Source organism: Pseudoalteromonas sp. SG41-5 (assembly GCF_014164495.1).
Classification (GTDB): Bacteria; Pseudomonadota; Gammaproteobacteria; order Enterobacterales; family Alteromonadaceae; genus Pseudoalteromonas; species Pseudoalteromonas rhizosphaerae.
In genome coordinates, this window is sequence record NZ_JACJFH010000033.1 from 1 (window position 1) to 21,215 (window position 21,215).

Annotated in this window: 14 protein-coding genes and 1 pseudogene; 12 read left to right on the forward strand and 3 right to left on the reverse strand. The window is 39.9% G+C overall.

Features of this window, described 5'->3' with window-relative positions; genetic code table 11:
• The 10 genes and pseudogenes from H5232_RS10550 to H5232_RS10595 all read left to right on the forward strand — a co-directional run.
• A pseudogene (locus tag H5232_RS10550) lies at window positions 1-217 on the forward strand (hypothetical protein); the annotation flags it as partial.
• Complete coding sequence (locus H5232_RS10555) at window positions 207-329, forward strand: hypothetical protein (RefSeq protein ID WP_259398545.1); 123 nt, start codon at window positions 207-209, stop codon at window positions 327-329. The pseudogene H5232_RS10550 and the gene H5232_RS10555, both read left to right, overlap by 11 nt.
• On the forward strand, window positions 319-1,794 hold the full coding sequence (locus tag H5232_RS10560; RefSeq protein WP_182830843.1) for a restriction endonuclease subunit S: 1,476 nt from the start codon (window positions 319-321) through the stop codon (window positions 1,792-1,794). The genes H5232_RS10555 and H5232_RS10560 overlap by 11 nt, the downstream gene beginning before the upstream one ends.
• A 51-nt stretch (window positions 1,795-1,845) precedes the next feature.
• Window positions 1,846-5,166 (forward strand): type I restriction endonuclease subunit R, encoded by a 3,321-nt coding sequence (locus H5232_RS10565; RefSeq protein WP_182830844.1) that lies wholly within the window; start codon window positions 1,846-1,848, stop codon window positions 5,164-5,166.
• A 99-nt stretch (window positions 5,167-5,265) separates the two neighbouring features.
• Window positions 5,266-6,525 (forward strand): hypothetical protein, encoded by a 1,260-nt coding sequence (locus H5232_RS10570; RefSeq protein WP_182784685.1) that lies wholly within the window; start codon window positions 5,266-5,268, stop codon window positions 6,523-6,525.
• Window positions 6,518-8,485 (forward strand): hypothetical protein, encoded by a 1,968-nt coding sequence (locus H5232_RS10575; RefSeq protein WP_182830845.1) that lies wholly within the window; start codon window positions 6,518-6,520, stop codon window positions 8,483-8,485. The genes H5232_RS10570 and H5232_RS10575 overlap by 8 nt, the downstream gene beginning before the upstream one ends.
• A complete protein-coding gene (locus H5232_RS10580; RefSeq protein ID WP_182830846.1) occupies window positions 8,478-11,048 on the forward strand; it encodes a DEAD/DEAH box helicase family protein in 2,571 nt (856 codons plus the stop codon). The genes H5232_RS10575 and H5232_RS10580 overlap by 8 nt, the downstream gene beginning before the upstream one ends.
• 15 nt (window positions 11,049-11,063) lie before the next feature.
• Complete coding sequence (locus tag H5232_RS10585) at window positions 11,064-12,038, forward strand: YafY family protein (RefSeq protein ID WP_182830847.1); 975 nt, start codon at window positions 11,064-11,066, stop codon at window positions 12,036-12,038.
• A gap of 78 nt (window positions 12,039-12,116) precedes the next feature.
• Complete coding sequence (locus tag H5232_RS10590) at window positions 12,117-13,214, forward strand: cell division protein FtsZ (RefSeq protein WP_182830848.1); 1,098 nt, start codon at window positions 12,117-12,119, stop codon at window positions 13,212-13,214.
• Window positions 13,215-13,294: 80 nt separating this feature from the next.
• On the forward strand, window positions 13,295-13,621 hold the full coding sequence (locus H5232_RS10595; protein WP_182784692.1) for a cyclic-phosphate processing receiver domain-containing protein: 327 nt from the start codon (window positions 13,295-13,297) through the stop codon (window positions 13,619-13,621).
• Window positions 13,622-13,716: 95 nt separating this feature from the next.
• Here the strand turns inward: H5232_RS10595 and H5232_RS10600 are convergent, their stop codons facing one another.
• From H5232_RS10600 to H5232_RS10610, 3 genes are all read right to left on the reverse strand, one after another.
• Window positions 13,717-14,493, reverse strand: coding sequence for an alpha-ketoglutarate-dependent dioxygenase AlkB (locus H5232_RS10600; RefSeq protein WP_182830849.1), 777 nt, complete (start codon window positions 14,491-14,493; stop codon window positions 13,717-13,719).
• A complete protein-coding gene (locus tag H5232_RS10605; RefSeq protein WP_182768086.1) occupies window positions 14,490-15,719 on the reverse strand; it encodes a hypothetical protein in 1,230 nt (409 codons plus the stop codon). Before H5232_RS10605 ends, H5232_RS10600 begins: the two co-directional genes overlap by 4 nt.
• Before the next feature lie 290 nt (window positions 15,720-16,009).
• Window positions 16,010-16,897, reverse strand: coding sequence for a LysR family transcriptional regulator (locus H5232_RS10610; RefSeq protein WP_182830850.1), 888 nt, complete (start codon window positions 16,895-16,897; stop codon window positions 16,010-16,012).
• Between the two features lie 103 nt (window positions 16,898-17,000).
• Here H5232_RS10610 and H5232_RS10615 point away from each other — a divergent pair, with 103 nt between their 5' ends.
• Window positions 17,001-18,116, forward strand: a complete 1,116-nt coding sequence (locus H5232_RS10615; protein WP_182830851.1) for an FAD-dependent monooxygenase — start codon at window positions 17,001-17,003, stop codon at window positions 18,114-18,116.
• Window positions 18,117-18,277: 161 nt separating this feature from the next.
• Window positions 18,278-21,199: a TonB-dependent receptor gene (locus tag H5232_RS10620; RefSeq protein ID WP_182830852.1), complete on the forward strand. Its 2,922-nt coding sequence runs from the start codon at window positions 18,278-18,280 to the stop codon at window positions 21,197-21,199.
• Window positions 21,200-21,215: the final 16 nt, after the last annotated feature.

Below are 21,215 nucleotides of genomic sequence, written 5' to 3' on the forward strand. Positions count from 1 at the left end.
AATAAATCATCAAACTGCTATTCCAAAAAATATTCAACCATTGTTAACGTGTATTAAGCAAGCGCCTTCATTGTCTACAAAGGTATTCGCTAAAAAGCTTGATTTAGGTACGGCAACGGTTGAACGTCATATTAAATGGTTAAAAGATCATAAAGTAATAAAGCGGATCGGATCAAAAAAAGACGGATATTGGCAGGTGTTAAACAATGAAAAATAATAAATATAAACAACTCGCATTTAGCCAAACGCTTTATAGCCAAATGAAGCACAGCGATGAGCTTGATAAAGCCATTCGTAAAAATTTGGAGGCGCTGGGTTATGGGGAGTAAATATCTGATGAAGATAAGAGATATAGCTGAAGTTTTTGATGGCCCACATGCTACGCCAAAGAAAATTGATGTAGGTCCTTATTTTTTAAGTATATCAAGCCTCGTAAATGGTCAATTAGATCTTTCTAAATCTGCCCATCTTAGCGAGGAGCAATTCAAAAAGTGGACTAAAAGGGTAACGCCCCAAGTAGGAGATGTACTCTTTTCATACGAAACTAGGCTTGGTGAAGCCGCATTAATGCCTGCTGGTGTAACTGCTTGTTTAGGAAGGCGAATGGGGTTGCTAAGGCCGGATCAATCGAAAGTTCTCCCAGAGTATTTACTATATGCTTACCTGTCACCTGTTTTCCAACAAGAAATAAAAAAACGTACAATTCATGGGGCAACAGTTGAACGAATTTCATTAAGAGAGTTACCAGACTTCGATATCCACATTCCTGAAATAAAAACGCAACGAAAAGTTATTAATACTTTAAATGCTATTAATAACAAGATAAGCCTAAACAAAAAAGCTAACCAAACCCTTGAACAAATGGCGCAGGCGCTATTTAAAAGTTGGTTTGTTGATTTTGATCCGGTGTTCGACAATCTCCTTGCCAGCGTTGATTTTAACGTAGACAACCTCGACACTAGTTTGCCTGACGAGTTAATACAAAAAGCACAGCGCCGCTTAGCGGCACTGAACAGTTTAAAAAATGTGGCACAATACAAAGCGTCACTCAGTGCGATCCCTCACGAATTACAAGCACAGCTACCAACAAAAGAAGCAACACACGCAGCAGTGCAAGTATCAGAAAAAGCAGCTGAAACACCCATTAAACCAAACGTTAACGCTAACCCTAACATATTAACCCAACACGCCAACACCCACGCCCACTTCCCCAATGAGTTCGAACACAACGAACAACTAGGCTGGATACCAAAGGGTTGGAAGCAAAAATATCTAAGTGATTTACTTGAAGTTAAATATGGTAAAGATCACAAAAAATTAGATGATGGAAAGTATCCTGTTTACGGCTCGGGCGGACTTATGCGTTATGCAGAAAGTTTTTTGTATGAGGGGGAGTCTGTACTTATCCCTAGGAAAGGCACTTTGAGTAATATTATGCATATAAATGGCTCATTTTGGACTGTTGATACTATGTTTTACACGATCCCTAAAGTACCAAAGGTTGCAAAGTTTATGTTTTATCACTTGAAAGCTTTAGACTTTGCAGCAATGAATGTAGGGTCAGCTGTACCAAGCATGACAACTAAAGTACTTAATAGCTTAGAGCTACTTTTTCCTTCAGTAGAAGTTCTTTATAGGTTTGACAGAGTAATCGAGGATTATTTTAACAAGATAGATTTCAACAAATTAAATATCAACCAACTTGAAAGTTTACGAAATACTTTACTACCCAAACTCATCTCTGGCGAACTGCAAATACCCGATGTCGCCATTGATGAAGAAATAGTCAATTAATAACCTGAGCTGTGCGTTTAAAAGCCAAAATAATAACAATAAGGATGTTTGATGAAATTTACTGAAGCCAAATTAGAACACGCGGTGGTTGAGCTATTAGGCGAGCAAGGCTACCCGCATTTATTGGGTGGTGAGCTGAGCCGTAATAATAGTGAGGTATTAATTAAAGACGACTTACGGGCTTTTTTAACCAAACGTTATGCTAACAATAATATTACCACCGGTGAAGTTGACTCAATTATTGCACAGCTTGAAAAGCTGCCTGCCAGTGATTTATACGAGAGCAATAAAACCTTTTGTAAGTGGCTCAGTGATGGATTCTTACTTAAACGGGAAGTATTGACACGTGAGCGTGGCAGGGTAGCAGGCAGTGCAGCGCAAAAAGATTTGTATATTCAGCTGCTTGATTACGACAACGTTGCGCAAGGTATTAAAAGTAGCCTAGTAGCAGGCAGTGCTATGGCGGCTTTAGATAAAGTAAGTGAGGCAAGCGTTACCTACCAACAAGACGACAATATTTACCGCTTTGTTACCCAGTTAGAAATACAAAGCCCCACAACGTACGACAACATAGAACTGCGTATTCCCGATGGCATTTTATATGTAAATGGTTTACCGCTGGTGGTGTTTGAATTTAAAAGCGCAATACGCGAACAAGCCCCAATATTTGAAGCGTATGAGCAGTTAACGGTGCGCTACCGCCGCGCTATTCCGCAGTTATTTGTGTTTAATACTTTGTGCGTGATAAGCGATGGCGTAAACAATAAAATGGGTAACGTATTTGCGCCGTATCAGTTTTTTTACTCGTGGGGTAAGGTAACGGGGCAAGAGCTGACCGCGCAAGAGGGCATTAACTCGTTACATACCTTATTGCAGGGCTTGTTTGATAAAGCGCGATTGCGGGATGTAATGCGTAATTTTGTATTCTTCCCTGATTCTGATAATAAAAGCGCTGGCAAAAAAGAAATAAAAATTGTGCCGCGTTACCCGCAATATTATGCGGCTAATAAGCTGTTCGAAAACATAAAACAGCATTTAAAGCCACAAGGCGATGGTAAAGGCGGTACGTACTTTGGCGCAACGGGTTGCGGTAAAAGTTACACCATGCAATTTTTAACACGCTTGTTGATGAAAAGCGTTGAACTTAAAAGCCCCACCATTATTTTAATTACCGACCGAACCGATTTAGACGACCAGCTTTCGCAGCAGTTTGGTAATGCTAAAACCTACATTGGCGATGACACGGTAAAAACTGTTACCAGCCGTACTCACTTACGTGAGTTATTAGAGGGCCGTAACAGTGGCGGTGTATTTTTAACGACTATTCATAAGTTTACCGAAGACACCCAGCTTTTAACTGACCGCACTAACGTTATTTGTATTTCTGATGAGGCACATCGCAGCCAAGTTAATCTTGATCAAAAGGTTACCATTACTGAAAAGGGTGTAAAAAAGACCTTTGGTTTTGCAAAATACCTGCACGACTCACTGCCCAATGCTACTTATGTTGGTTTTACTGGCACCCCAGTGGACGCGACTTTAGATGTGTTTGGTGAAGTGGTTGACTCGTACACCATGACTGAGTCGGTTAAAGATGAAATTACTGTACGCATTGTGTACGAAGGCCGCGCTGCCAAGGTGTGCTTAAACAACAGCAAGCTGGCAGAAATTGAAGCCTATTACAAAGAATGCGCCGATGCAGGCAGTAACGAGCTGCAAATAGAAGACAGTAAAAAAGCTACCGCTAACATGAATAGCATTTTAGGCGATCCTGACCGCATACGTGTATTAGCAAGGGACTTTGTTGAACATTACGAAAAACGTATTGAAGAGTGCTCTACGGTCGCAGGAAAGGCGATGTTTGTGTGTAGCTCGCGTGGGATTGCCTATCAGCTTTATCAAGAATTAGAAGAACTCCGCCCACATTGGTTTGATGTAATTGATACTGAAGATGCGCAAACACTATCCGATACCGAGCGAAAGCGCGCTATTAGCGAAGGCCGTATTGCTGCTCCTTCTGAAAAAGTAAAAATGGTGATGACGCGTGGCAAAGACGACGTTGAACGCTTATATAATTTACTTGGCAGTAAAGATGCGCGTAAAGAGCTTGATAAGCAATTTAAAAACAAAAATTCAAACTTTAAAATTGCCATAGTGGTAGACATGTGGCTAACCGGTTTTGATGTGCCATTTTTAGATACCATGTACATAGATAAGCCGCTGCAAAAGCACAGCTTAATACAAACTATTTCGCGGGTTAACCGCCAGTTTGAAGGCAAAGACAAAGGCCTTGTGGTTGACTACATTGGTATTAAATCGCAAATGAATAAAGCGTTAGCGCAGTATTCAAAAACTGACGAAACCAACTTTGAAGACATTACTGCCTCGGTTATTGAAGTAAAAAACCACTTAGCGCTACTTGCCCAGTTATTTCATAACTTTGACAGCAGCCCATACTTTAGCGGTGAAGCCGTAGCCCAACTAAACTGTTTAAACCACGCCGCCGAGTTTGCACTAATTACCGAAAAGCGCCAAAAGCGTTTTATGGATTTAGTTAAGCGGTTAAAAGCCGCTTACGATGTATGTTGTGGTAGTGAAAAAATTAACGAAAACGAGCGTAACCACATTCACTTTTACCTCGCTATTCGCTCGATTATTTACAAGCTAACCAAAGGTGAAGCGCCAGATACCGCGCAAATGAACTCCAAAGTACGTGAAATGATAGCCGAGGCCCTGCAAAGCGACGGCGTTGAGGAAGTATTTAAACTCGGCAATGAAGACGGCGGCGAGATTGATATTTTTAATGATGACTACATCGCCAAAATAGAAAAAATAAAACTCCCCAATACCAAAATAAAAATACTGCAACAAATGCTAGCTAAAGCCATTGGCGAGCTTAAAAAAGTAAACCAAACCCAAGGTATCGACTTTACTAAACGCTTTGAATCGCTAGTACAGCGCTACAACGAGCGAAGAGAAGATGACGTACTGGTAAGTAGCGTACTTGATGACTTTTCAGAAAGCATGGTTGATATGATTTACAGCGTACGCGACGAAATGAACGCCGGCGACGAGCTAGGCATTGATATTGAAGAAAAAGGCTTTTACGACGCCCTAAAAATGTTAGCGGTTAAGTACGACTTTGACTACCCCGAAGATAAACTAATAGAGCTCGCCCAAGCAGTAAAAGTTATCGTAGACGACAAGGTAAAATTTGTAGATTGGAATAACCGTGACGACATTAAATCATCGCTCAAAGTAGAGCTAATTTTAATACTCGCTAAATTTAAATACCCACCAATCAGCCGCGATGAAGTGTACAAAGAAATATTTGAGCAAGCGCAAAATGTGAAAGCAAAGAAAGAGGCTTAAAACAGCCGATAACTCGTTTATTTTGCTGACTGAGTTTGCAATATTTCGGTTGAGTGCTTTTTATTTACTTTAATAAAATAACGGCCTAAGAAGGTTTACATGACAATAATAAACTGGGGTCTACTTGGCCCTGATAAACTTGAATCTGAACGACGCACTCGCACCTTGGGTCTTGCAGTTGCTGTACGTGCATTTAATGACTTGGCAGTACCTAATTTAGGTGGGGTAAAATTTAGTAAAAATGTTTTTTTAGCCTGTTTGGGCATTCATGTGGCTGAAAAAGTAAGATTAGAGGGTAAGCAGGTAAGTAACATACAAGTTGCAAATGCAATTGAAGCGCTCGGCTGTATTTTGTCGTTTGAAAAAAATAATTGGCAGTCTGATGAAAGGTTAAGGGGAAACTCCAAGTTAGCAGGTGCAAAAGATTTATCATATAAAGTAGTTGGCGCTAACAATTATTATGTAACACAGCCTATGCGTATGGCTACTGTGCAATTATTACCAGGGCTTGGGTTAGTTGAATCACAAGGAGAGCGATTTAATAGCTATAGTTTGAATGACAACGGATTGAAGTTAGTTATTGCCGGCTGCGCTAATCTTAAATGCCATAACAGTAGTATTGTTAATTTTTTAGTTAAGTGGGTGCTAGGCAATCATAGAAATCCTAGAGTGAGTGGTTTAATACAGGCGCTAGCGCCAATTTATAGTTTAGCGGCAGACGCTACAGCTATTTTAAAAGACCGTTTGGTTTCTGGTAATGATGAGTCTGCACTTCGAAGAAGAAATGCATTAACGTGGGTTAGTAATATAAATACAAACCCATGTATTAATTGGCGAAAACCATCAGAATTAACAGACTTACATTTTAAAGACATAAAAAGCGGAGCTTACTTTTTCATACTCAGAGATAGTGTGATGATGTTATTAGACGCTATTGAAACCGCAGTTGCTAATGAAAAGTCGGGGAGTTTAGATTTACGTAAAGGCACTCCTTTAGATTTACAAAACGCATTAACCAGAGTGAAGTCGGCAGCAACTAGTTTTGTTAATTTAAGCCATGATCCTACACCTGATAAATTAGCGCTGAGTTTTGCACGTGAATGCTTACAAAGTCAGGATGAATTAATTATTTTAAGTGTTGTTGAAAGAGATAATTTAGTACTTAAAGTAAGAGATAAAGCTGTTATTAAAGGATCTGCTTTTGGTGGAGTCCAGCAAGATGCTAGCGACGCTGGCGAAACAGAAAGCTTATTTCCAAAAGGCGTTTCATTTCGTTTTAGGAACTTGTATCTACTGAATATTGACTTTAATGTGCAGCCCAATATGTGGCTAAATAAAAAGGAGAAAGCTGATGAGTAATCCATTACCACTTTCTTTATCGGCTTATTTTGTGCCACCGACAGATTGTATTGGTGAGTTTGGCTTGTTGACTGGATATTCTGCAGATACTCACTTTTTTAATGATGCACTTGATAAGTTTACGCAAACAATTAAATCACAAAGAGCCTATGAAGGAAGTGGTTATTTAGCCATGATGTTAGACCCAAGCCATCACCAGATATCTGCGGTTGACTGCCCTGGGTTGGTTCATTTAGCAGCTAAATCTAATACAGAAAAAAAGTTTAGATTATTACATGCAAAAGTAGCGTTATTACTATTTAAAAATAAGCTAACAGAGCAAAAAATTATTAGGGTTATTGTGTCTACGGGGAATTGGACACGCCAAACAATAGAAGACAGTTTAGATATGGTTTGGTCGATTGATTATGAAGTAGCCTATAGTGATGATCATCAAGTGCAAACTGATATTGCCAAGGTAAATGATTTTATCAATCACACTTTAACTTTTTTTAATATCGATATATTAAATAGCGTAAGAATAGAAAATAAAGCAACAGCAACAGCGTTAAGGTTTAAACACTATCAACATGTTTTAGATGAAATTAAGCCAGTAAAAAATGTACAACCTCGCTTTTTTGATAATACAAAGCAAGCACTCATCACACAGTTACCACATTTAATAAAAACACATAGTAATAATACAAAGTGCAATTATTTAGCCCTTGGTTCTGGTTTTTATGAAGGTGGAGATAATAAGAGCAAAGTGCCAAAAGTGATTTCTGAGATTGAAAAAGTATTACAGCAGGCTGGTCTCTTAACTAAAACAGCTGAAAAAGATGTTTATGTCAACCCTGATAATTGTCAACTAGTCGCTCAAACTTTAGATATATTAAATACAAATGATTGGTCAGTTAGGCCTGCTTACGATGCTGTTTATCAAAGTAAAAATTATCAAAGATCATTGCATGCAAAGTTTATTTTTTCAGCCAAAAATGGAAATGACGATATCTGCAAAAGATCATGGTTGTATTTAGGGTCAGGAAATTTAACAACGCCTGGCTTTTTAAGTAAAGCAAGTTTGCATGGCGGTAACCTAGAAGCGGGAGTTGTGTTTTCTCCAAAAGAATTGAGTTGGTATGGCGAAGATGACTCAGCTAATTGCATTAGTGATAAATTGCCTATTAATTGGGATGAAGAAACGATTATTACAGATGCTACGCAGTTGTGCTCAGGGAAAGGGATGCCAGAACTCGAAGGTGAATTTGTAGCTGCACCGATAAGTTATTTTACTATTTGTAGCTTAACTAAGACAGGTTGCTTATTACGACCTAATACTGATGATATAAAAGGCTATCAAGTTTGGTACGCTGAAAATTACGCGTGTGAGTGTAAAGGTGAAAATATAATTTGGCCCGATAATACTCCGAGGCAAGTGAAAGTTACGTGGAATATCAAAGATGAGACGCACAGCATTTATATACCTGTATTCGATGAGTTTGGACGAATGGCAGCAACCGCTTTGCCTGAGTTAGAGATAGATGACGCATGGAACTTACTAGGCGCATTCCCTACTTTGCCCGCAGAGGACGGTTTCGATGGCGAGGTGCTAGATGAAAGTCATTCAGTGGCATTAAATTGTCAGCATGAGACATCAGGTTCTAATTATCATATAAATAAAATGATGTTATTGATTGAACATATAGCACAAAAACAAACAGAACTAGATCCATTCAACTGGGAACAGTGGTGTTATCGTTTAGAGCAAATATTTTGTCAAATGAGTAAATCAGCAGCAATTTCTTACTTTAAAGAAATTAATATTAATCCATTATCCCCTTTATGGGCAGCCCCTTTTAGACCTCATTTTGCAGAAGATTCAAGTACTGAACAAGGTCGTTTATATGAGTCATTATTAAGAAAAATTGAACATAGTTTGGAATTGAATCAGTTAATAACGTTTGGAGGCAAAGGTGAGTAGTTTTTTAGGTTGGAAAAAGGTTGCTGAAATAATAAAACATACTCTCGCATTTAATGAGCGTTTGAACTCAACCCAAAAAGAAAGTGTAAATGCGATATTAAATAGGATAGCTGACACGGGAGTAATTATTGCTGATGAAGTCGGCATGGGTAAAACACGAATAGCAGTTGAGCTTATCCATGCTGTTAAACAAGCAGGTGGTCGTACAGCCATTATTGTGCCCACAACATTAGGATATCAATGGCAAAAAGAGCTTAATGAACGCGAAGCAGATTTAGCGCCACAGTTCACAGTAAATAGTCTCTGGCGTTTTATGTCTGCTTGGGCTGATGGTGATAAGCAAGAGCATTGGGATAAACAGTCGGTTATTTTATTATCTCAAAATTTTGCGAATTGGCGCATTGGTGGTAATTCTCATTCAAGTCGTTGGGCACTGTTACCAGAAGTGTATGCACAGTGGCGAAAAGCTAAAAATAACAGGTTACCTAATGGTTACAATAGCCATGAAGACCTAAAATATATGGATGCTGAATATTGCGCACGTAGAATTGTTGAACAAACATATTACCTATCGAATAATGATCCTAGAAAGAAAATTTTAAATTGCATCATTGAAAACTTTGAATGGGGTGTAAATTCATTTGGTGGGGATAATTTTTCTGCTGGAAGTGAATATCGAGATTTGTTAGAAAAAACGGTAGGTTTAGGACTCGGTTCATTTGACTTAGTTGTTATAGATGAAGCACATAAAAGCCGAGGTGAAAGCAGCAGCTTAAGCCGAATTTTGAATGAAATTATTATTCAAAATGATAATGGTCGCCGGTTAGCTATGACGGCTACACCTGTTGAGTTAAATGTTGAGCAATGGCAACAAATGCTCAATAGAATTGAGTTATCCGAATCTGATCAGCAGCCTATTTTAAAGAGTGTTGATAACTATGCTAAAGCTGTCGCTAAACTCAAGTTATATTGGAAGGTTGATGAGCAATCTAGGTTGAGTTTTCAGCGGGCGGCTAGAGCGTTTGAAAATTCGTTAAAACCTTATTTATTAAGAAGAGATAAGCGACAAGACCCAACAATTCAACAATTTCACTCTGTTTCAAATTTACCAATTAATGCATATAGGAAGCATACCCAGGTTGAAATCAAAGTAGAAGAACTATCAGGGCAGTGGAAGCAAATAGTGTGCTCTGTTGAGGGACTATCTGCTGCTTCAATTATGCAAGATGCGACTTCAAAAAGAGCACGACTTACACTAGCTAATGGTCACGGGATTGCTGGAATTATTGAAAACTCAGCTTATTCATCCCCTGACGATGACGAGCTAGAAAATGATTTGAACAATGATGATAGTAAAAAGCTTCAACGAGCTCACTGGTGGAAAAAACAGATCACTGAAGTATATGCAAGTGGAGATGAATCGTTATATCAACATCCTGCATTATTAAAAGTTATTTCAGAAATTGAAAATAATTTAATGTTGGGTCAAAAAGCATTAGTGTTTGGTAAGTTGACCAAGCCTATGAGGATATTAGTTAATTTATTAAATGCAAGAGAAATGCTACGCAGGCTAGATAAAAACGAGTTTTGGCCTCAAACTAAAGTTCATATCAGTGATAAAGAAAATGATGACTCTGAAGTGCATGCGGCCAAATTTGCGTCAAAGCAACTTGGTTTAAATTGGGGTATTGATGAAATAAATGAGCGTTTAAAACGTCAATATGAAAAACATGCAAACCAAGTCGACCAAACTAAACAGCATCTAATTGAAAATATAGAGCGCTCTATCTCTTTATTGGATACACGTTGTGAACAGCTCTTCAAAGCATTTAAAAAATCTGTTGAACAAGCCTGCTCAGAGGAACATTCTGTTCTTACCTTTATGACTCGTGCTATTTATGAGCTATCAGATTCAAGCGATTTTAATTTAACATCTGAAGAAGTTGCTCAGGGTTTTAAAGATCTAATGGGGGCAGTCACAGCAGAAAATGAAGGTGATGCCGATGGTGATGGTCAATTAGATGAAAAAGAAGCAAGCAAGCTTTGGCCCTGTATAGAAGCAAGGGTAAAAGAAGAGTATGAACATGTTAGAGGTGGCATGGCGCGTTTAATGTATGGGAATACGTCAGCGGCAAGTCGTCGTATGTTACAGCTGGGTTTTAATCGTAAGAACAGTTTTCCTAATGTGTTAGTTGCACAGTCAGTAGTTGGAAGAGAAGGGTTAAATTTACATCAAGCTTGTCGGTTCGTATATTTATTACACCCAGAGTGGAATCCTGGCGTTGTTGAGCAACAAATAGGTCGTGTTGATAGGCTCGGATCTCGTTGGGAGAAAGAGTTTTATGAGCAACAAGACCAAGGGGGAGAGCTTCCATTTATTGAAATTAAGCAGGTTATATTTAAGGGAACTTATGACGAATATAATTGGCAGGTATTGCATGCACGCTGGGATCAACTTCGCTCACAATTACATGGAGTTGTCATCCCTATAAGTGAACGAGATGATGCGTTTTCACATTATTATGATGAATTATGCTCAGCTGCACCGGATTTTACTCCTTGATACAAAAGTTTATTAATGAATTCACATCGTCATTTATTTATTCTCGAGCTTGTGCCAATGGGGCCAAGCTTTATCTCGACACAACAATTACAACAGCAATTAATTGAACGTGGCTTTGACCTTTCAACCCGCATGCTCCAGCGAGACCTCCAATCACTTTACGAGCAAGGTTGCTTTGGGCTTGAAAAAGACACGCGGAGTAAACCGTATGGCTGGTCTATCAATGCGCAGTGGCGAGGTGGTAGCGCTAAAATAATGAGCAGTGAAGTCGCTGAACATTATTTGCTGCTAGAGCAGCTACTACCGCAATCTGTACCGAGCGATGTGAAACGCTCTGTGCATACTAAAGCAGAGCAGGCTCTTAAGCGTTTTAATGGCCATGTACCTGACTGGCTTGCAACCCTTCCAAAATCGTCGTTAAAGGTGAATATTGATACTCATTTAGTTGCGCAAATTGAGCATGCGATTGAGCATAAACGTGCAGTGAGTGCTGAGCTTTATAGAGTACTTTACAATGAGGCACATTGGCTTAAGTTTACTGAATTGAGTTTTTATAACTTAGTTGAGCAAGGCGGTGTTTTAATGGTGCAGTTTATGGTGGGGCAACTTCACGATAAATGCTACCAAATGCCGGTTTACCGTATTCGTAATGTACAGGTACTACAAAAAACACGACGTGGGCCAACTGCTGAGCAATTAAAATCGTTACGCAGTGCTATTAATAAAGGCATGAAGCAATCAGCTATTGAGTTAATTGTTAAAGTGCCCAGCCATTCGGCGGTTAATCAAGGTTTTATTGAACTTGGCGAGCTGATTGACAAGCAACATATTGACGATAAAAACGTATTACTCACCTACCAAACCATTGATACAGAGCAGTTAACTGATGAGTTGCTTAAATGTGCTCATTGGCTTGAGGTTATTAAACCTGAAAAGCTGCGGCAAAGAATTATTTCTAAGCTTAAAGCTGCTACTACAAACTACCTCTAATGACCTTAGCTAGTCTGGGTGCGTCAATTCTTGACGCACCTGTTTGCTATGCTTCTTTTAAAGATGAAAGGAGTGGTTATGTTTCAATTAATTGAGCAGCAAGATGGTTTATCTATTGGTGTATTTGGTATTGGTGGCTGCGGCTGTAATACGTTAAATAGTATTTATGAGCAGCGAGAGAGTAAGCAGGCTAAGTTATTTAGTGTTAATACCGATAAAGTGGTGCTCGAACATACACAAAGTGATGATGCCGTGCTTATCGGTGCTGAGTTAACTCATGGTTATGGCGCTGGGGCCGATCCTGAGGTTGGCCTACAGGCTGCTCAAGAGAGTAAAGAGCAACTGTTAGTATTAATAAATAGCTGCGATATTTTATTGTGTGCAACAGGGCTTGGTGGTGGCACCGGCACTGGCGCAAGCCCATTTATAGCGCAGCTTGCGCGTGAGCAAAATAAGCCAGTGATATTTGTAGCGACATTGCCTTTTAGCAGTGAAGGGCAGTTTAGAAGCAACATAGCGCAAGCAGGGCTGAATACCTTAAAAGAGTATGCTAATGCGGTGATCACGTTACCTAATGATCAACTTATTGAAGTGTTAGGTAATGATGTTGGCTTGTTTGATGCATTTAAACACAGCAACCAAATATTGCATTCATTAATAAAATCGTTAATCGATATGCTGTGTTATCAAGGTTTGATTAACGTTGATTTAAACGACTTTGCTAAAATTATGGATTGCCAAGGCGATGCCGTATTAGGTGTAGGCAAGTGCGATCTTGAAGATGAACTTTCAAACGCACTTGATAGTGCACTTAACAATCCGCTGGTTAATCAAGTTGATATGTCATCAAGTACCGGCGTTATTATACAAGTAAACTGTAAAGATGAGATTTCACTGGGTAGTTATAATCTCATCACCGACACGGTTCGCCAGCAAGTTAGCCCTAATGCGTTAGTGATCTGTGGTGTGTCTAAAATTGAGAGCTTAGCAACTAATTACGAACTGTTGATCATAGCAACGGGCGCAAGCGCGAAGATGCTTGTTGAACCTAATGATAAAGCGCCTAATAGTGAACTAAAAAAGCCAGATGCTGTAATCTATAAACCTCAAGCTTCAGATATTTTTGATATACCCGCATTTATTCGTAATCAAGCCCCGCCGCCCTCCGGGAAATAACGGTTATTCACTATTTGTACTTAAAGGGTTGTTAGCTGTTGTTTTCAGAGTCTGAATACTTTTTTAAGTGGTATAAATCTATGAACGTATATTTAGATGATGAGAGGGAAACTCCAGCCGGTTGGTTACGAGCCTATTGGCCCGATGAAGTGATTAAACTTTTGAAGACCGGTAAAGTAAAGCAGCTCAGCCTCGATCATGATTTAGGAAATGATAATAAAGGCACTGGCTATGATGTTTTACTTTGGATTGAGCGGGCAGTGTTTATTGATGGCTTTGTACCACCAGCAATAGCCGTTCACTCAGCTAATAGCTCAGCACGCATAAAAATGGAGCGCGCAATTACACAAATTAACTTACTGGCTAGAAATCAACAGGGTTCTAAACGCTGCAATAACGAGTCGTAAATCTTACAATTAAACAGGATTATTTATGACGATATTATATATCACTGGCGCAGGTGTAAGTGCAGCCAGTGGCATACCGACTTTCAATAATATATTTAAGGCTCAAGTAAATCGGCAGCACTTAATGTGTAATTGATTGGTGGATAGTTAAACTCAAGGCTTTTGTTTTCTTCTCCTCTGAGCTTATAGTATTGTTTTTGTTCAGATTCTGTTGCGAAAGTAAGCCGCTGGCCGTTGTTTAAATAGGGTTGGCCGTTTTTAAATTTGATAAAGGTTTTTGACTCTCTAAATGTTAGGCCAAACCATTTATTATCTATTTCACCCTTTTTAAAACTAGGTGTTTTTTGCAATATAATTTTATGATGATACTGCTCATTGGTATCGGTTGAAAATAACACCACACTGTTATGTGTGAGCGGTATATCAAATTGCTCGTCACTATTTTTATGTTTAACGCGCAGAGTTCTAATATGCTTATCAGTTAATAAATCGGGTTTTTCGTAACACGAAAATAGCGCAATACATGAAGGTTTTTTAATGTCTAAGCACTGATCACTGTGATATTTCATGGTGCTGTAGCTGGCATCATACACTTCGACCAACGCATTGTTAAAGTCAGTCTCTGGTAATGCATGTTGTTTAAGCGCTTTATTTATATGCTCAACAATTTGCTGGTGGCAGGTTAAAAACGCTTGAGCTGGATTTTGATATTGGCTGGTGGTTCTAACAAGGGGAATACCCGCACTGGTTTTTTTAATCAGCGTGTTACCTAGCCGACCTTTCGTTATATTTTCTAATTGGGTATGCGCTTGTAAATGAGCAAATAAGTGCTCATCACAAGGGAGGGTTATTTTATAAAACGGGAAGGTCATAATATCGGCTTTTTATAATCGCCAGAGTTCATACTAAAATGCACTGTGCCGTAATCAACGTGGCTTTGGTATTTGTTTTCTTTGTAGTAAGCATCTCTTAAATCAAGCATGTTTTCGTCATTGATATTTTTCATTTCAATGAGTTCATCATTTTCTTTTATGAAGGTTTTATCGTTTGTATAAACCGCTTCTAAATTAGAGCAGCGTATTACATAGCCCATTCTAATAGGAATTTTATCGATGTTTAATACCGAAGGGCGTATTTCATGGGTATATAAGCGATTAGTTGACAGCGGAATAATAAACACCGAGTTAGGGTATAAAGTCACGGTAAATTCTTTTACTAATGATTCATCAGTTACCGTGGGTTTAAGCTTAAAGATTAAACGAGTTAGGGCGCTTGATTTTTTATAACACCAATCGAATGTGTCGGTTTTTGATGGTGTTAGCTCAGCAAATTTACTGTTTTCGTAAAATGTACAAAAAGCAATTAGCCCCGCTTTTGGCATATCTTTGGTTTTATCTGAGTGGGCTTTTATTTTTGCTTTAACATCTTTTGGGTTATTTTCATCTTTAGCTTTATTTTCATAAATCTGCGCCAATACATGATTAAGGTCGGTAGGCTGTGTAAAGTCATATTTAGCTGCCTCATTTACCAAATTAACAACGTGATGGTCGGTTTCACGCAGGTTGTCGGTAGCCCCGGTTAAATTGCTAGAGCAGCGTAGTAAATGAAAATGCAGTTGCTCGTCTTTAGCGTTAGTTTGCGTTACTTTGCTGATGTATATGCCTTTACGCAGCGCGGTTGATGGTTTGTTAGACTCTGTTAATTGTTGAAAGTCATGCTCGGCTTTTATTTTTGAAAAATAGTCACATTCATCACTAAACAGTTTACGATAATAAACCCCCGCACCGTGAATATTTAATGGCACTTGCCCATGGCTAATGGTTGTTAGTGTCGCATTACTTATAGGCTCAATATTAAGAGAAAATTCTTTAATAACTAACAGCTCAACATGCTCATTAAAACAGCTATCAAGTTTTGCAAGATCGCCAATAACATATATTCTTTGCGGATCATTAACGCAGGTAATATCAGCTGCGCAGGTTATTGTTGTGCCACAAAAGTGTGTTAATAGGTAATTTAAATTAGCATCGCTACTATTTTGATCAGTAAGATTAATGAGTATATTTTTACTGTTAGAAAGTGAATTTTCGGCGTGCATATACATCCTTTGTTACTAGCGGCTGATGAATTATTAAATCATTATAGTATTGATATATGGTTACTTTTATAATATTTACAAGTAGATGAATAAAACTTTTATAGAATATATTTAACCATTATCACGAGCGGTTATTAATACCTCTAATCACAGGGGAAAGCATGACTTTAAGGTGTTTTTGGCTCATTACACCGGCGATTGTGTCATATCGAGGGATACCTTGTATATGAGGGCTTATACTTTCCTTCTTCTAGCTTACTTGTACATCTAATTCTAACTGCATTGATATCTTAGGTAAGCTCAATGCATTTAGACTTTAAGAATTCTAAAAATACTTTTACCTTTTCTAGCGGGTATTTTCTGCCTGCATAAAATGCGTATAACACCAGATCTTCTGGTTCATGGTCGAGTTTAATATTGATCAATGAGCCGTTGTCTATATCTTCTTGGCATGCATGAATGGGTAAAATGGCATAGCCGAGCCCTTTTAGTGCAGCGGCTTTGGCCATGTTGCCACTGTTTACTTTAAAATTAGATTTTACTTGCACTGCTTGTTGCTGTTTAAAACGCCAAGGCATACCTTGCAGTACTGATAAGCTAGTAATACAAGGAACTTTACTTAACTCATCTAGCGAGCGAGGCGGTGGCGCATTGTTGATCAGTTGTGGCGCGCCAACAATGCAACTGGGCCAGCGCAGCAGTTCTTTAGCAACCCAACCTGAATCGTCCAATGGACCACGGCCAAAGCGTAGCACCAAATCAAATCCCTCTAACAAGCCTTCGGTTGGATTTAGTTGCGTATCGCAACTTAGCTGTATTTGTGGGTGCACAGAGCAAAACTCTGCGCTTATTTCGGCTAAAAAAGGCAGATCAGGCATGATGATTTTAAGATGCCCGGCAAGAGAATCACCATACACAGACACCTCTTCTAGCGAGTCATTCATTGCTTGTATCAGTGGGGTGATAGATTGATAAAGTTGTTTACCTGCAGCCGTTGCAATCATTTTTCGGGTGGTACGTTGTAATAACCTTAAATTAAGTTGCTTCTCTAATAACGCGACATGGCGGCTAACATTAGATGTAGGCAATTGCAGTTGTTCGGCTGCGAGTTTAAAGCTCAGTTGTTCATATACGCACTGAAAGCTGAGTAACCACTGAAGTTCGATTTTATCAATCATTAATTAACTCAAAATATGGGATTAATAACGCAATTATTACTAATTTATCTTAAAAAATGACTTTGTGATAATGGTTATTCAGTTAATTATTGAGGTAAAGAATATGAACAGCAAGCGAATTGCCATTGTGGGTGCGGGCATGGGGGGGATAGCGCTGGCCATTCTTGCAGCACGAAAAGGTTATCAGGTGAACATATTTGAGCGCGATAGTGAGATTTCCTCTATTGGTGCCGGGGTAACGTTATGGCCGAATGCAATGTTTGTGTTACAGCAAATGGGCTTGGATAAACAGATCCAAGCGCTGGGCGGTATGCCTTTGTTTATGCGTCAGTGTGATCAGCATGGCACGGTGCAAAGTGAATTTGATATTGCAAAAGTAAATACACTCAGTGGTTTTTCTAGTATCAGTATATTGCGCCGTGATCTTATGAGTGTGTTGGGCCGCACATTAGCTGATTTAGGGGGAAACATACATTTTAACAGCGCAATAACCGTATCAGAGATTGCTCAACTAAAACAAGATTTTGATTTAGTTGTGGGCGCTGATGGGCGGATGAACTCGGTGGTAAGGCAATTCTTATATGCTGAAAAAATCACTCCTCAGTATCAGGGGTTTATTAATATTATTGCTATTAGCCAGTTAAAACCGGGCACTTTAGATAATGTGATCCATGATTTTCGCGGCCGTGGCGAGCGCTTTGGTATTGTGCCTGTTAAAGCAGACCTTTGTTATTGGGCTGCCGGGTGGAGTGCAAATATTGATAAAGCGCGGCCGCTATCTGCTTGGTATGAAGAAATGCACCAACGCTTTTTAACTTGGCCAGATGCGGTACAGCAGGTGCTTAAGTCTTATGATGAAAACTCACTGAAGCGAATATTTGTGCACGATATTGACCGTTTGCCATATTGGCATCAAGGTAACGTACTGATTATGGGAGATGCGGCTCATGCTCCTTTACCAACTTCGGGGCAGGGGGCATGTCAGGCGCTAGAAGATGCTTGGCATCTTGTACGGGTGTTAGAAAAGTATGATGATTTAGAGCACGCCTTAACGGCTTTTTATCAACAACGCATAGATAAAGCCTCAGCCTCTCAACTTGTTGGTCGGCAAGTCGCGCAGAAAATTTTCACTACAGCAGCTGATACCAATGAGACACCAGCGCTAGGTATCTCTGCTCAGCAGTTAGTAACCTTATGGATGCAAGGCTTGAGTAATTAACCTATCGAGCTCTGTTATTTAGGTGCGAGCAAGGCTTTTATGAGGTGGTTATTTGCTCGCTTATTCAGTTACTTGTAAGTTGTGGTTAACAATCCATTAAGTCTGGCTGTGTACAATTGCCGCCTTTACAATTGTTAACCAGTAATGGACTCGTACATTCAATGTCAACCTCAACGTGTTACTCGCCTTTAGCAGCATCGCTGCGTTTTTCAGTTATTAGTTTATCGGTTTTTAGTGCTATGAATGCGGCGGCTGCCGAGCAATTAACAGGCACTCAAACAGAAAAAGATATGGAAGTGATTGAGGTGCGAGGTATTCGCTCTAGCATGGCTGAAAACTTAGCGGTGAAGCGTTTATCGAGTTCTGTGGTTGATGCCATTACCGCTGAAGACATTGGTAAATTCCCGGATAAAAACGTGGCTGATTCATTAGCCCGTGTGCCGGGTGTAGTGATTGAACGTGAAGGCGGTGAAGGATCAACGGTGAGTATTCGTGGTTTATCGTCTGATCTTACTTACACGCAGTTAAATGGTAATTTTATTGCCTCCTCACCAGGAGAGCCATCTCGTTCATTTGATTATGCTTTACTCCCATCAGCGATGATCGCAAGCGTTGAAGTATTCAAATCACCTGAAGCGCGACTAGATGAAGGTGGCGTCGGTGGTACAGTGTTAATGCATAGCCGCAAACCACTGGATATGGATGCTAATTCGGGCGTTTTTAATGTTGAAAGTACTTATGCAGATGTAACAGAAGATTATGAACCTCAGTTTACTGGTTTGTATTCATGGAAAAACGATAGCGATAGCTTTGGTTTTTTACTTGGCTATACCCGTCAAGAGCGCACCAACCGTACGCTCTCTGGTTGCACAGATGCCAATGTTTGGCGTTACACAGGTCAGCAAGCTGTTGATATAAATGGTAACGAGGTTAATAACAGTAATGACTGGGGCGCAGTGACTGATGCCAACGGGCAACGTTATGAGAATATGTGGTTTCCGCAGGTGGTGCGCAGCTCTGTTGTGAATGAAAAACGTGAACGTGAAGGCGTGCAGTTTTCGACTCAGTGGCGACCAACTAATCGCATTGAACTAGGTTTTAATTACTTTGGCTTTAGTTTAAAGCAACAACGCAGCGACTCGGTTGTTGATATGCCGGAATGGGCGTTAAATCCTGACTTTTTAACCGGTATTACACTTGATGAAAGTGGCACAATTGTCAATGGCATGGACTATAGTGCCATGGCCAGTGGCGTTGAAAAAGATATGCAATTGCCGTGGTTGCGCGGCAGTTATGTGGATGAAGAGTCAACCTCTGATACTTTTGATTTTAACTTAAGCTACGAAGGCGACAACTTTACAGCACGCTTTGTCGTTGGTAAAACTAAAGCTAAAGGCGGGCCAAAAGAAAGTTGGCAAGCAGCGTATAAAAGCTCAAACGCGGGTGAGGGGCAAAGTAATATTGAGAACGCCTCGCAAAGTGCCGCTTGGTCAATCAGTGATGACCGTATTTCGATGCTGATAGACCCAAATACACTCAATAACTTACTCGCAGGTGTTGGCGGAGGTCGTGATGCAGGCTCATCGAACTCAAGTTTTGTACGTAGCACCTTAGCAGAAAAGTACTACCAAGGCGACGTTGATTTTTATGTTGATTGGGGCATATTGACCACCATTCGCACTGGTGCAAAATACCGTGATGCATCACTGCATCGCGAAACGGGCAACAACTTTTTCCTTGATCCAAGTTTTGATATTGCCGCAGGCGAGGCAAGCGCAGGGGGTATCACGCAATTTGATAGCTATCAATGGAATAATGGTATGCCACAGGCACAAGATGTGTTTAATGTGGAAGGTGAAAGCAATATTGCTGGTGGCTTTAATATCAATTTAATGCCAACTATTAATTGGCATAAATATCGCGATTATATTTACAGTAACTATGTGCCGTATACTCGAATTGAAGATAACTTTGTCTATGATATTGCCGAGCAGATCAGTGCGTTTTATTTACAAGGTGATTTTGAGTACAGAGATATACGCGGTAATTTTGGTGTGCGCGTTGTACAAACCAAGACTAGCAGTGCTTCAACCGATCTCTATACCTTTTTATTGGATGAAACCGATGACGAAACGGGCGAGCAAATCACCGGTGATGATCGTTTAGTTGAGCAATACCAGTTGATCACGCAGCAAACAGCAGACACCCACGTATTGCCGAGTTTAAATATTGCGTGGGATGCCAGTGATGATGTGGTGATCCGTGGTGCGCTTGCTAAAGTGATGTCGCGCCCCGATTACGGCGATTTGGGTAGTCAACAGCGTATTACTTATGTGTCGGACGAATGGGCAGATGATCGCGCCGCTTTTAATGAACAACCCGGTTTTAGTGGTAGTGGTGGTAATAAAAATTTAAAAGCGTTTGAGTCAGTACAAGCCGATTTATCTCTTGAGTATTACTACGCGCCAGGCTCTGCATTAGGTGTTGCGTTATTTCATAAACAGGTCGATAACTTTATCGTGCCACTGGTGATTGATTCACAGCGTGAATTTGCAGGGCAAGCAGGTCTTGTTGATGCTGGTACTATTAGTATTTCCCCGTATAGCACCGTAGGTAATGGTACTGATGCGGTATCAAAAGGGGTGGAAGTGTTTATTCAACACGCCTTTGATAGTGGCTTTGGTATTTACGCAAACTACACGTATAACAACACCAATCAGGCCGATGTAACAGTTGCAGGTGAAAAGTTAGCAGAGTCGCCATTAATAGGCAGTGCTGACTATCAATATAACACCTCCGTTTATTATGAAGGGGATAGTTTTAACATTCGCGCTTCGTACAATAAACGAGGTGAAACGGTGCTCGGTATTAACAGTGGTTTAAATGTCTACCAAGATCCATACCAGCAAGTAGATGTAAATGCAGCATATAACGTTACCGATAACTTAAGCTTTACCGCAGCGGTAATTAACTTAACGCAATCGGAGTCGGTAACACGTTTGGGTAAAGATACCGATGCGCGGCTACTTAATACTAGTTATTCAGGCCGCCGTTATTATGCTGGGATTAATTACAGCTTTTAAGTGTGCTAACAGCGCG